Genomic DNA, 12,366 nt, shown 5'->3' with positions numbered 1-12,366 from the left:
GCACCTGCCACCGCGGCAAGCGAGAATGCACGCTCCACCTACGCGCCATGACCGCCCGCCTCCCCGTCAGGACCGAGCGACACCTCCTGCTCAGCCCTGCACAGCCGCTCGCGGACGATGCGGTACGCCATCCACAGCGCGAGCGCGTCGAACAGGCTGCGCACGACGCCCAGGAAGAGTGGCACCGGCACCTGCGCTGCCAACACCGTCCGCGGGTTCGGCAGCGTGGCCACGCCGTCCGGGTCGAGCGGCAGGAACAGGTCGGTCGTCATCTGGGTGTCCCAGTGCAGTGCGAACAGGATCAAGAGAGTCGCCTGCGCCAGGTGGTAGGCGATCAGCCGGCCATCACGGTCGATCGTCAGCGCCAGGAAGGGCACGAGCCAGATTGCGTACGGCGGATGGAAGAACGTGAGCGCGAACATCCCCAGAAACATGGCTGCCCCGGCCGCGACGTAGGCGTCCGTGCCCCGCGCGCCGCGGTCGCTGCGCTCGAAGAACCAGAGCAGGAAGAGCCCGTACGCCAGCGGGAAGACGAAGAGCCGGTCGCCGAAGCGGAGTGGCAGGACGAGATCGGTCAGGTAGTCGACATGCTGGTAGCGCGACAGCAGGGTCAGCGTCGGGCTGCTACCGGTGGCGGCCAGCGCGGTCACCTCGACCGCCAGCCAGACTCCAGCCAGCCCACCCGCGAAGAGCGCAAGGTCGCGCTTCGACCGCCGATAGGCCAGGACAAAGAACGGCGCCAGAAAGAACGGGAAGAAGCGGGTCACAGCGCCCAGCCCCAGCAGTCCCAGGCCGAGGTAGCGCCTCCCCTGGGCCGCCGCGACGAGCGACGCGACGACCAGGAGCACGGCGATGCTGTCATGCCGCCCGAAGACCGCGCTGGTGTAGAGCACGATCGGGTTGAGCAGCCAGAGCGCCAGCACACGCCGTCGGCGCTCAGGCACCACCAGGCGGGTCAGGAGATAACCGGTCCCAAGGTCCGCGACGAGATACGGCAGCTTGAGAAGCAGGAGCGCCCGGAACAGGTGCGGATACCCCAGAAACAGATCACGGAACTCCGAGGGTTGCGCCCCGAGTCCGAACACCGCCGCGGTGGGCGACCAGATCGTCTCGGCCCCCGGCAGCAGCGGCTTGACGAGGAAGAGCCAGATGTTGTGCACCGTCTGGATGGCGAGCTGGCTCGTCCAGACGAACCACTCGCCATGGTAGGCCGCCTGAGCCGCGCGCGAGTAGACGTGGTACAGGTCCAAGTGCACCGTGAACGGCGCCAGCACCAGGCGAATGAGGATGCCCGCCGCCCAGATCGCGGCCAGTCCGGGGGCGATCTGCCGGGTCGCCGGGCGCGGCAGCCGGCGCCACGCGCTCGCCGTCACCGCCACCGTCCATACCCCCGTGCCAGCCGGGCGCCCCCGAGCGCGAGCGGCAGCGCCGCCACCAGCACCCCCCGGTGCAGCACCGCCGCCGCCACGATGGCCGCCACCGGTACCCCGATCACTCCTGCGATTCCCGCCATCGCCCCCTCACGTAGGCCGAGGCCGCCCGGCAGCGGCGAGGCCAGCCCGACCAGGAGTGGCACGTTCGCCAGAAGCAGCAGCGCCACCGGGCCAAGCGTCAGCCCGACCGCCCGAGCACCGAGCCACACCGCGGCGATGTTCAGGCCCCAGTAAGCCACCGTCAGCAATAGCACCGGCACCCAGCGGCCACGGTCGGCGGCGAGCATCCGCCCGCTCGCCAACACGCGCTCCACGAACCGCGCGGCGTAGCGGCGCACGACCAGGACAGCGGCTCCCACTCCGCCCAGCGCGACCGCTCCACCCGTAAGCACCGCCGGCCACGACGGGCCGTCCAGCTCACCGACCCAGGCGAGCGCGGATGGACCCGCCAGTGCCAGCCCGGCCGCCGCGCCGAGTGTCAGCGCCGCCGCGTCCAACACCTGCTCCGCGGCCAGCGTCGGCAACGAGCGACCGAAACCGACGTCGTGGAGCTGGCGGGCGAGCACTCCCTTGACCGGCGAGCCGGCGTAGCCGGGCACTGCATAGTTCACCAGCGAAGCGGTCACGGTCATCTCCACTGCGTGGGGCAGCGGGACTTCGGCCGCAACGGAGCGTAGCATCGTCTGCCAGCGTCTCGCGTGGACGACCGGGAGTGCCACTCCTACCACCAACAGCGCCAGCAGCGGCCCGACCCGGGCGTCGCCGATGGCCCGTGCGACGGCCCCCGCCTGCCCGCTGGCCACCAGAGCCAGGAGCGCCACAGTGAGCGGGCCCCACACCAGCAAAAGCGATCGCCAGCGCGGGCGCGGCCCACCGGCTGCCCGCGTTGCCTCACCGCTCATGCCTCCCGCTCCCGCACCACCGCCCGCGGCTTCCGCTGGGCCAACACCGGTCGCAGCATCGCACGCAGGCGATCCGCCAGCGCATCGATGCTCCCCGTGGCCAGGAACGCGGCCCGCGCACCCGCGCCGATGGTTCGTCGCCGACCCGGATCGCGCAGTGTGCGGATCGCGTCGGCCAACGCCTCGGGATCGGCGGGAGGGACGAGCAGCGCGGATACGTCGTGCTGCAATACCTCGCGAACAGCCGGGCTGTCCCGCGTCACGATCGCGGCACCCATCGCCATCGCCTGAAAGACTTTGTTCGGCACCACCCGCGCGGCCTTGTCGGTGTCTCCGAAGATCCCGAGGACCACGTCCGCTGCCGCGATGCGCTCGGGCAGCTCTGCAAACGGCACCCAGTCGTGGAAGTCGATCGAGTCCAATCCCAGGCGCTTGGCCAACGCTCGCGTCTCGGCTGCGAGCTGTCCGACGCCGATCATCTCGAACCGAACGTCCTCGCCGCGCAACCGCGCCGCTGCTTCGACAATCGTGGGGACGCCGTGCAGCGGCGTGTACTTCCCGTAGAACAACACACGGAGCGGACCAGCAGGCGTCCCAGCCATCTCGCGCGGCTGGAAGAGCCGGTCGTCGGCGCCCACCGGCACCACCGTGACCCGCGCCGGGGACACGCCGAATCGGCTGACGAGGTAGTCCGCGTTCTGCGGCGTATCGACGAGTATCAGGTCGGCGCATCGCAGTGCGGCCCAATCCAGCGCGGCGATCGCCCGCGCCGGAAGGGTTCCGGCCCGCACCAGTTCGCGATCCTCGACCAGCGTGTCGGTTAGCGTCACCAGAGGGTTGAATACGACGGGGCGCCCGCGGAACCGCGTCAGCGGCGCCAGCGCCAGCACGTCGCCCTGTCCGATGTACCCGAAGATCGCCGCATCAGCGTGCGGAAGTCGTCGTATCAGCCGCAGCGCGAGCCGCGTGTAGGCCAGCACCAACCGCGCCCCGAGCCGGACCAGCGAGCCTGGCCGGAGAAATCCCCCGGTCTTGTCGCGCGTCCGCTCGAAGACCGGGACGTGAATCTCCTCCACGTCGAACCCCGCCCGGCGCAGCGCCGCGATCGTCAGCGCGTTGCGCGGATAGTCTCGCTCGTAGGTGCCGACGTAGAGCAGCCGCGCCGCAGGCTGGCTCATTGCGCTCCTTCCCCTCCAGCGGCCGCCGCGATTATACGGCCCTGGCGGAGGCTGGTCAGGAGCGCTCTACGGAGGAGGCTGAGTCGGCGGCCGGTGTTACCCCCGCGCGTCCTGGAGTGCGGCGGCGAAGGCGTCCACGAACGCCTCCACCTCCGGCACGCCCATCGGCGTCGAGAGGCAACCGAACAGCGCCGGGGTGATGAAGATGCCGCGTCCCATCAGCGCCTCGTGGACGCGCCCGACGAAAGCGCGCTCCTGTGCCGAGAGGACGCTGTTGCGGTAATCCGCGAGCGGTCGCTGGTGCAGGTGGATGTGGAAGAGCGAGCCGTATCCCGTCACCTGTCCCGGCACGCCAGCCTCGCGCAGCACCTCCTCGACGCCCGCCCGTAACTGTTGCCCCAGGGTAGCGAGCCGGTCGAACTCGGCAGGTGTCAGCTTGCGCATCGCCGTCAACCCGGCGACCATCGTCACAGGGTTGGCATTGAACGTCCCCCCGTGCGGCGCCCGCGGCGGTCCGCCGGTTGGGTCGAAGACCGACATCACCTCGGCCGAGCCTCCTACTGCCCCAACCGGGAAGCCACCGCCGATGATCTTCCCCATCGCCGTCAGGTCCGGAGTCACCCCGAGCACCGACTGCATCCCGCCGTAGTCCGAGCGGAGCGAGATGACCTCGTCGAAGATCAGCACGATGCCGTAGGCACGAGTGATCTCTCGCAGCCGCTGGAGGAATGCCGGTTCGGCCGGGTACAGCCCGAGGCTGCGCGGGTTCGGGTCGATCAGCACCGCCGCCAGCTCGTCCCGGTGCTGCTCGATCAGCCGCTCGGTCCCGTCGATGTCGTTGAAGGGGAGGACCACCACCGAGTCCAGCACTGCCTGAGGTGTGCCGCCGGTGTACGGCGTCGCCACAGGGAACCCGTCTTCCCCGGGTTTCCCACTGGACTGCGTGCTCACCTCTGCGAAGTCGTAGGAACCGTGGTAGCAGCCGTCGAACTTCGCGATCCGCGGCCGACCCGTGTAAGCGCGCGCCGCCTTGATCGCCATCATCACCGCCTCGGTACCAGAGTTGGTGAAGCGCACCTGCTGCAGCGACGGCACGCGCTCCGTGAGCAGCTCCGCGAGGGCGATCTCGTGTTCGGTCGGCATCGCGAAGGCCACGCCGTCCGCGAGCTGGCGGATGACCGCCTCGTTGATGTCCGGGTCGGCGTGGCCGTGGATGAGCGCGGTGTAGTTATTGACGAAGTCGAGCCGTTCCTCCCCGTCGGCATCGACGATAACCGCGCCACGGCCCCGGGCCGCGTAGGGCGGGTAGGGCGCGCTGTAGACGGTTGTGCGGGTGTTGCCTCCAGGGAGCACCCGGCGTGCTCGCTCGAACAGGTCCGCCGCGGCCGACCCCGGCTCCCGGTAAACGTTCCCACCTCGTCGGCTGCCGCTGCTCATCGCGACCTCCCCCGTAAGCCTCTCGCCACTCTCACGGTCCTGCGTGCGCGCCATGCTACGCCGGAGCGGCGGTTCGGTCAACGGGTCCAGACCGGATGACCGCCCCGCGACTTTCGGAACCCATGGCTCACTCGTCTCCCTCACGCCGACTCGTAGTATCGGGGTAGCCCATCGACGACCGGCACGGAGAGGCAAAGGGCGCACAGCATGACCGACACCGCCCTGGCGCAGGGTATGGTTGGCCTCAGCGAGCGACCGGTGGCACGGGCGCGGACCGCCGGGGGCCTGGTGGTCGCGGCTTTCGGCGGTGTGATTCTGCTCGGCGCCGGGCTCATCTTCTTCGTCGAGCCGATGATCGCCAAGATGGCACTCTCACGCTACGGGGGAAGTCCATCGGTCTGGAATACCTCGGTCGTCGTCTTTCAGACGCTCCTGTTGCTCGGCTATTCCTACGCGTGGCCTTCTCACGGCACGGCCCCGCCGCAGCACGCGTGAGCGGTCTGGCCCTCCCACCCCTCCTCGCCCTGGCGCTCGTCACGCAGGCGCAAGACGCCGTGAGCCACGTGGCGCGCGGGATGCTGGGCGGACTGTTCAACAAGCTGGTCGCGCCGCTCGTCTTCACCTCGGTGATCGAGTACCCCGCCGTTCTGATCCTGGCCCACTGGCGACCGACCCTCGCTGGCAACCGCTTCCTGCCCAGCCGGGTACCCGCGTCTGGACCGACGACTACTCCGACGTCGTCCGGGCGCTGCGTTGGATCCGGTGACGCAGGTGACGAACGCATCACCTGGATACGGGAAGCTGCCGGATGCGCATCAGAGGCAAGCACAAAGCGGGGGCGCGAATGATCGCGCCCCCGCTCTTATTGCCTGACGTTGCCGTGGGGCAGGCGACTAGTAGTCCATGCCGCCCGGCATCGCCGGCGCCTTCTGCTCCTCCGGCTTGTCCGTGATCAGCGCCTCGGTGGTCAGGATCATCGAGGCGATCGAGGCCGCGTTCTCCACCGCGGAGCGCGTCACCTTGACCGGGTCGATGATGCCCCACTCGAGCATGTCGCCGTAGTCGTTGCGGATCACGTCGTAGCCGATGGTCGGAGAGTTCTTCTCCTGCTGCAGCCGGCGGACGTTCTGGACGACGACCGAGCCGTCGAGCCCAGCGTTCGCCACGATGCCGCGCAGCGGCTCCTCCAGCGCCCGCTTGACGATCTTGACGCCGGTGAGGACGTCACCCTCGGCCTCGATGCTGTCGAGCGCCTCGGCCGCCTTGAGGAGCGCCACACCGCCACCCGGGACGATGCCCTCCTCGACCGCGGCGCGGGTCGCGCTGAGCGCGTCCTCGACCCGATGCTTCTTCTCCTTCAGCTCGGTCTCGGTCGCGGCACCGACCTTGATGACGGCCACGCCACCGGCCAGCTTCGCCAGCCGCTCCTGGAGCTTCTCGCGGTCGAAGTCGCTGGTGGTCTGCTCGATCTGGGCCTTGATCTGCTCGATGCGGCCCTTGATGTCCTCTTCCTTGCCGTGACCCTCGACGATCGTCGTCTCGTCCTTGGTGGCCACGACGCGGCGAGCGCGACCCAGATCCTGGACCGTGGTGCTGTCGAGTCGCCGGCCGACCTCCTCGGAGATCACCTGGCCGCCGGTCAGGATCGCGATGTCGCGCAGCATCTCCTTGCGGCGATCACCGAAGCCCGGCGCCTTGACCGCGAGGCAGTTGATGGTGCCGCGCAGCTTGTTGACGACCAGGGTCGCCAGCGCCTCACCATCGACATCCTCGGCGATGATCATGAAGTTCTTGGTGACCTGCAGCGCCTGCTCCAGCACCGGCAGGATGTCGGAGACCGCCGAGATCTTCTTATCGGTGATGAGGATGTACGGATCCTCGAGCACGGCCTCCATCCGCTCGGTGTTGGTGACGAAGTAGGGCGAGATGTAGCCGCGGTCGATCTGCATGCCTTCGGTGTACTCGGTCTCGAAGGCAAGGCCCTTGGACTCCTCGACGGTGATGACACCGTCCTTGCCGACCTTCTCCATCACGTCGGCGATCAGGTTACCGATCTCCTGATCCGCCGCGGAGATGGACGCGACCTGGGCGATGTCCTCCTTGCCGCGGACCTCCTTGGCCATGCCCTTCAGGGCCTCGACGACCTTCTCGGACGCCAGGTCGATGCCCTGCTTGAGCATCATGGCGTTGGCACCAGCAGCGACGTTCCGCAGACCCTCGTGGACGATCGCCTGCGCCAGCACGGTCGCGGTGGTGGTTCCGTCACCGGCCACGTCGTTGGTCTTGGTGGCCGCTTCCTTCAGGAGCTGGGCACCCATGTTGGCGAAGGGATCTTCCAGCTCGATCTCTTTGGCGACGGTCACGCCGTCGTGGGTAACGGTCGGGGCGCCGAACTTCTTGTCAAGCGCTACGTTGCGGCCCTTGGGGCCAAGCGTCGTCTTGACGGCGTTGGCAAGCGTGTCGATCCCCTCTTTCAGGGACTGACGCGCCTGCTCGTTGAACTCAAGAATCTTGGCCACGTCTCTTACCCTCCCTCGCGGATTGCCGCGAAAGCTACTCACGCCGATCAGGCAGCCCGTTACTCAACGACCGCCAGGATGTCCTTCTCGCTGAGGATCAGCAGTTCCTCGTCGTCGATCTTCAGCTCAGTGCCCGCATACTTCGCGAACAGGACGTGGTCGCCGACCTTGACGTCCAACGGAATGCGCTTCTCGCCGTCCTCGTCGAACCGGCCCGGACCCACCGCCAGCACCTCACCGCGCTGCGGCTTCTCCTTGGCCGTATCCGGAAGGACGATCCCACTCTTGGTCACTTCCTCACGCTGCACCGGGCGCACAAGGACCCGGTCCCCGAGCGGCCGGACCTGCGTTTTCACACTCGCCATCCTCGAGGTACCTCCCTCTGACGAACGCGGCGGGTCGCGCCGCCGCCCTGTTCCTGCGTCTCCAGTTTAGCACTCTCGACTCTTGAGTGCTAACTGAGCGTATCTTAGCCAAGACGTGTGCAACCTGCAAGGGGCAATGTGTCGTCCACGCCGACACCCGGGTCAATCCCTCGGAGAAACGCCACCCCACCTGATCTCGCCCTCCGCGCGCACCTCGGGAAACGGGGTTGTGATCGGCCGTCAGCACTCCTTGATCTTAGCCCGGAAGGAGGGTACGCACCGGCCCCCAATGCGGCATAATCGACGCGTTCCAGTGCCTGTGCCGGTGCCGGACGCAGTGGACGCCGGCCGTGCTTTGAACCTGGAGGAGGATCGAGCGTGACGTACCACTTCGCAGCCCGTGTCACCAGTATGCAGCCCTCACCGACGATCGCCGTCTCCGATCGCGTCCGAGCGCTCCGGCAGGAGGGCCACGATGTCCTCGACCTGGGCGGCGGTGACCCGGACTTCGCCACCCCCGAACACATCTGCCGCGCCGCGGCCGAAGCCATGGCTCGCGGCGAGACGCACTACGTCGCCAGCGCCGGCATCCTCCCGCTGCGCCAGGCCATCGCCCGTAAGCTCCGCGACGAGAACGGCATCGACGTCGACCCCAGCCAGATCATTGTCACGCCGGGTGGGAAGTCCGCCCTCTTCTCCGCCATCCTCGCCCTGGTCGGACCCGGCGACGATGTGGTCATGTTCGACCCCGGCTGGGTTTCCTATGAACCGATGACCACGATCGCCGGCGCCGGGATCGCCCGCATCCCGCTCGATCCCGCCGACAACTACCGCATCACCCGCGAGGTCATCGAGCCGCACCTCACGCCGAACGCCCGGGTGCTCATCGTGAACAGCCCCAACAACCCGACCGGGCGCGTCCTGACCCGCGAGGAGCTGGAAGTGGTGGCCGCCATCGCGCAGGAGCGCGACCTGATCGTCATCTCGGATGAGATCTACGAGAAGATCGTCTACGACCACCACCAGCACATCAGCATCGCGACACTGCCGGGGATGGCCGAGCGTACCATCACCGTCAACGGCTTCTCTAAGGCCTACGCGATGACCGGCTGGCGACTCGGCTATCTGGCCGCGCCCGCACCCATCATCAAGCAGGTGGCGAAGATCCACAGCCATTCGGTCACCTGCGCCACGTCGTTCGCCCAGTACGGCGCCGTCGCGGCACTGGAGGGCCCGCAGGGTTTCATCGACACGATGGTCGAGGCCTGGGACCGCCGTCGCCGCCTGATCTCCTCCGGCCTGAGCGCGATCAAGGGCGTGCACTGCCCGCTGCCGGAGGGCGCCTTCTACGCCTTCGCCGACGTGAGCGGCACCGGGATGACCGGCCAGGAAGTGGCGCGCCTGCTGATCGACGAGGCGCGGGTCGGCGTGACCCCAGGCGATGCGTTCGGCGAGGTCAGCGCAAACCACATCCGCCTGAGCTTCGCCAACTCCGACGACATCATCGAGCGCTCCCTGGAGCGCATCACGCGCGTCCTGGGAGGTTAGCCGAGCCAGCCACCTGGCCACAGGTACGAGCTAGGAGACCACGACAGAGGCGGGCGTCACTGCGACGCCCGCTTCTGTCGTCCCCGGGGGTTGCAAAACTAATCTCATTAGTTTATGATGGATGCATATTAGCCCCGTAGCGGGAGCGAGGCGTCCCGCCTATCCCCCGGAAGGGAACGAGCATGAAGGTCACAACCCATGGCGACTACCTCATCCAGGTGACCCGCTGGCCTCTCCTGTTCCCGGTCAACGTTTATCTGGTCCGCGAGGACGACGGCTTCACACTGATCGATACCGGAGCAAACGGCAGTGGACCGGGCATCCTGGCCGCCGCGACCGCGCTTGGCGCGACCATCCGCCGCATCGTGCTCACGCACGCGCACTCCGACCACGTGGGCGCGCTCGACCAGCTCCGCGGCGCGCTGCCCGCTGCCGAGGTGCTGATGACCGACCGCAGCGCCCGGCTGCTCCGCGGCGAAAGGACACTCGAAATCGACGGTGAACACGTCACCATCCCCGGCAGGTGGCCGCGCCGCGTGACCCGGCCGACGCACACCATCGAGCCGGGAGACCGGGTGGGCTCGCTGCAGGTGGTCGCCGCCCCAGGGCACGCGCCGGATCAGGTCGCGTTCCTTGACACGCGGGACCATACCCTCATCGCCGGTGACGCCTTCCAGACGAGGGGCGATGTCGCGGTCGCGGGCACGATCGTCCCGACGTTTCCGTTCCCTTCGCTCTTTACCTGGGACAAGGAGGCGGCCCTTGACTCGGCGCGGCTCCTGCGCTCGCTGGAGCCGTCGCGGCTGGCGACCGGACACGGTCCCGTGCTGGAAGACCCCCTGGCGGCCATGGACCGCGCAATCGCGGTAGCCCAGCGCAAACTGGCGGGCGGGGTTCCGCATGGCGCCTAGACCCGGACTGAGCCGCGGCCTCATCGTCCGAACCGCCGCCGACCTGCTGGACGAAGCGGACGGGCGGGAGGTGACGCTCAGCCAGATCGCCGCGGCGCTAGGGGTACGCACGCCGTCCCTCTACAACCACATCGACGGTCAGGACGACCTGCGCCGCGGACTGGCCGTCTTCGCAGTACGAGAGCTCGGCGCCCGCATTGCGCGCGCGGCGATCGGCCGCACCGGGGAGGATGCCATCCTTGCCATCGGGCACGCCTACCGGCTGTTCGCGCACGAGCATCCCCGGCTCTACCAGGCCTCGCTGCGCGCACCGGACCCGGATCATCAGGCGCTGATCGATGCCAGCGAGGAGATCCTGGATGTCCTGAGACTGGTGCTCGAGCCATACCAGCTCTCACCCGAGGACCAGATCCACGCCATACGCGGGCTGCGGAGCCTTATGCACGGCTTCGTCTCGCTGGAACTGGCCGGTGGCTTCGGCCTCCCGGTGAACGTCGACGAGTCCTACCACCGGCTCCTCACGGCGTTCATCCGCGGACTCCAGCGCGAGCGGGATGAGTGAAGCGTAGTGCGTGTTCCGTGTTGCGTGGTCCGTGTCGCGCAGTCGGTAGCGGGTGAATCACCGCTGCGACGGGCCACGGAGCACGGACCACGCAACACGGAACACGCACCACGTCTCACAGCCCGCTCATGCGCACGACTTCGACGCCCCGCTCCTCCAGCGCCTGGACGTAGCGGTTGATGCCGACGAGGTCGCTGGCGATGTGACCGGTGACGATGAGGTTCCCGCCCCCTTCGCGGCGCAGGCGCTCCGCCTCTTCGGGGGCGATATGGATGTAGAGGACAGTCCGCACGCCGTGGTCAAAGTAGGCGCGGGCCACGGCGTACCCGCCGTTGGTCCCCGCCCCGTGCACAACCGCGATCTTCCCCAGCGGCTGATCCACCGCGCCGACCGGGACCATGATCCGCGTCGCCGCACCGGCGAATTCCGGCAGCGTCATCAGCGCGTCGATCGCGTCCTGCACCCGCGCCTCGTCCCCCAGCGGCTCCACCGCCTCCTGGATGGTCTTGACCATGATCCGCCGTCCGACCTCGTCCAGCGGCAGGTGGATGTTGAGGAACGGCATCTCCAGGAGACGGGCGACCGACGGCGTGTGATCGTGGTTGGCGCTCTGCGCGCGGAGCAGCGAGCGGGTGAGCAGCCCTTGGATGGCGTCCCGCGCCGCGGTGGCCGGCACGCCGTGCTCCACCATCAGTTCGACATGACGCGTGAGGACCTCAGGGAAGTTGAGCGTTGCGCTGCCGCCGGCCGGGTGATGGGCGATCACCCCATCGCAGCCCAACTGCCGCGCCAGGAGCAGCTCGGCCGGGCCGATGTCGATGCCCATCATCACGCGCTTGAGGTCAGTGCTCTCGACGTAGACCGCGCTGTCGGCGGGCAAGGTCCGCATCTCCGCCATTTCCAGCGCGATATCGACCAGCTCCGCGGTGCTCAACCCGGCCATCCACGCCTCCGCTCTGTTCACCCCGATGCACAGGCCGCGCCGGCTCCGGCGCGGCGCGCGCCATTCTACGCAGGTGCAGCGACGGGGGCAATCGACGGCGCCCGGCTCACACTGGATAGCGGCTGGGGGAAGCGGCTGGCTCAGGCCTCCATCGCCTCGCGCGCCCGGACCTGGTGCCACTCCGGTCGGCCGTCATCGGCGGTCGATCGGTTCATGGGCTCGCGCGTCTGCTGGAAGGTCGATGTCTGGTGCCAGCGCTCCCAGTCGTCGCGGGAACGCCAGGTGCCGACCACGATGCGCTTGTTCGGCTCATCCTCGGGGATGAGCAACTGCGCGTCGATCCAGCCCGGCTGGCTCTTCGCGGCGCCTATCCGTTCCTCGAAAGCTCGGTCCCATTCCTGCTCCTGGCCCGGCTTGAGGGTTGTCTCGGTGATCACGGTCATCATGGTCCACCCACCTCCGTTGCCAGAACGTTCGGACCGGTCCCGGCCACTGCCGGGTGTCGCTGCCAGGCCAGCACGATCGGTACCACTCCACGACGACGGCCGGGAAGGTTGAGCCGGTCACG

The 12,366-nt window shown here is 68.4% G+C and carries 12 protein-coding genes; 4 read left to right on the top strand and 8 right to left on the bottom strand.

What is annotated here, in order from left to right; all coding sequences use genetic code 11:
* Positions 1–38: 38 nt before the first annotated feature.
* From STHE_RS04250 to STHE_RS04235, 4 genes are all read right to left on the bottom strand, one after another.
* The gene (locus STHE_RS04250) at positions 39–1,373 is read right to left on the bottom strand and encodes a glycosyltransferase 87 family protein (protein ID WP_245534879.1); all 1,335 of its coding nucleotides are present in this window, start codon (positions 1,371–1,373) and stop codon (positions 39–41) included.
* On the bottom strand, positions 1,370–2,335 hold the full coding sequence (locus tag STHE_RS04245) for a lysylphosphatidylglycerol synthase transmembrane domain-containing protein (RefSeq protein WP_012871334.1): 966 nt from the start codon (positions 2,333–2,335) through the stop codon (positions 1,370–1,372). Before STHE_RS04245 ends, STHE_RS04250 begins: the two co-directional genes overlap by 4 nt.
* A complete protein-coding gene (locus STHE_RS04240; RefSeq protein ID WP_012871333.1) occupies positions 2,332–3,513 on the bottom strand; it encodes a glycosyltransferase family 4 protein in 1,182 nt (393 codons plus the stop codon). The genes STHE_RS04245 and STHE_RS04240 overlap by 4 nt, the downstream gene beginning before the upstream one ends.
* 96 nt (positions 3,514–3,609) lie before the next feature.
* Positions 3,610–4,950 (bottom strand): aspartate aminotransferase family protein, encoded by a 1,341-nt coding sequence (locus STHE_RS04235; RefSeq protein ID WP_012871332.1) that lies wholly within the window; start codon positions 4,948–4,950, stop codon positions 3,610–3,612.
* A gap of 207 nt (positions 4,951–5,157) precedes the next feature.
* On the opposite strand from STHE_RS04235, the gene STHE_RS04230 reads away from it, so the two are divergent.
* Positions 5,158–5,445 carry a hypothetical protein gene (locus STHE_RS04230; RefSeq protein ID WP_012871331.1) on the top strand — a complete coding sequence of 96 codons (288 nt, stop codon included), beginning with the start codon at positions 5,158–5,160 and terminating at the stop codon, positions 5,443–5,445.
* Positions 5,446–5,843: 398 nt separating this feature from the next.
* Here the strand turns inward: STHE_RS04230 and groL are convergent, their stop codons facing one another.
* Both groL and groES read right to left on the bottom strand, forming a co-directional pair.
* Positions 5,844–7,469 (bottom strand): chaperonin GroEL, encoded by a 1,626-nt coding sequence (gene groL / locus STHE_RS04220; protein ID WP_012871329.1) that lies wholly within the window; start codon positions 7,467–7,469, stop codon positions 5,844–5,846.
* Positions 7,470–7,528: 59 nt separating this feature from the next.
* Positions 7,529–7,834 (bottom strand): co-chaperone GroES, encoded by a 306-nt coding sequence (groES, locus tag STHE_RS04215; RefSeq protein ID WP_012871328.1) that lies wholly within the window; start codon positions 7,832–7,834, stop codon positions 7,529–7,531.
* 378 nt (positions 7,835–8,212) lie between these two features.
* On the opposite strand from groES, the gene STHE_RS04210 reads away from it, so the two are divergent.
* From STHE_RS04210 to STHE_RS04200, 3 genes are all read left to right on the top strand, one after another.
* Positions 8,213–9,382 carry a pyridoxal phosphate-dependent aminotransferase gene (locus tag STHE_RS04210; protein WP_012871327.1) on the top strand — a complete coding sequence of 390 codons (1,170 nt, stop codon included), beginning with the start codon at positions 8,213–8,215 and terminating at the stop codon, positions 9,380–9,382.
* 182 nt (positions 9,383–9,564) lie between these two features.
* The gene (locus STHE_RS04205) at positions 9,565–10,293 is read left to right on the top strand and encodes an MBL fold metallo-hydrolase (RefSeq protein ID WP_012871326.1); all 729 of its coding nucleotides are present in this window, start codon (positions 9,565–9,567) and stop codon (positions 10,291–10,293) included.
* Positions 10,283–10,855: a TetR/AcrR family transcriptional regulator gene (locus STHE_RS04200; protein WP_012871325.1), complete on the top strand. Its 573-nt coding sequence runs from the start codon at positions 10,283–10,285 to the stop codon at positions 10,853–10,855. The genes STHE_RS04205 and STHE_RS04200 overlap by 11 nt, the downstream gene beginning before the upstream one ends.
* Before the next feature lie 115 nt (positions 10,856–10,970).
* Here the strand turns inward: STHE_RS04200 and STHE_RS04195 are convergent, their stop codons facing one another.
* A complete protein-coding gene (locus STHE_RS04195) occupies positions 10,971–11,798 on the bottom strand; it encodes a hypothetical protein (RefSeq protein WP_012871324.1) in 828 nt (275 codons plus the stop codon).
* Between the two features lie 140 nt (positions 11,799–11,938).
* Complete coding sequence (locus tag STHE_RS04190) at positions 11,939–12,244, bottom strand: antibiotic biosynthesis monooxygenase family protein (protein ID WP_012871323.1); 306 nt, start codon at positions 12,242–12,244, stop codon at positions 11,939–11,941.
* Positions 12,245–12,366 lie beyond the last annotated feature (122 nt).

The organism is Sphaerobacter thermophilus DSM 20745 (assembly GCF_000024985.1).
Lineage (GTDB): Bacteria > Chloroflexota > Chloroflexia > Thermomicrobiales > Thermomicrobiaceae > Sphaerobacter > Sphaerobacter thermophilus.
Note: the sequence above shows the minus strand (reverse complement) of the source record. Positions and strands in the feature narration are given on the sequence as shown.

Coding starts and splice junctions, on each gene's coding strand:
- STHE_RS04245 (WP_012871334.1), bottom strand. CDS start 2,335: ATGAGCGGTGAGGCAACGCGGGCAGCCGGTGGGCCGCGCCCGCGCTGG.
- STHE_RS04240 (WP_012871333.1), bottom strand. CDS start 3,513: ATGAGCCAGCCTGCGGCGCGGCTGCTCTACGTCGGCACCTACGAGCGA.
- STHE_RS04235 (WP_012871332.1), bottom strand. CDS start 4,950: ATGAGCAGCGGCAGCCGACGAGGTGGGAACGTTTACCGGGAGCCGGGG.
- STHE_RS04230 (WP_012871331.1), top strand. CDS start 5,158: ATGACCGACACCGCCCTGGCGCAGGGTATGGTTGGCCTCAGCGAGCGA.
- groES (WP_012871328.1), bottom strand. CDS start 7,834: ATGGCGAGTGTGAAAACGCAGGTCCGGCCGCTCGGGGACCGGGTCCTT.
- STHE_RS04205 (WP_012871326.1), top strand. CDS start 9,565: ATGAAGGTCACAACCCATGGCGACTACCTCATCCAGGTGACCCGCTGG.
- STHE_RS04200 (WP_012871325.1), top strand. CDS start 10,283: ATGGCGCCTAGACCCGGACTGAGCCGCGGCCTCATCGTCCGAACCGCC.
- STHE_RS04195 (WP_012871324.1), bottom strand. CDS start 11,798: ATGGCCGGGTTGAGCACCGCGGAGCTGGTCGATATCGCGCTGGAAATG.
- STHE_RS04190 (WP_012871323.1), bottom strand. CDS start 12,244: ATGATGACCGTGATCACCGAGACAACCCTCAAGCCGGGCCAGGAGCAG.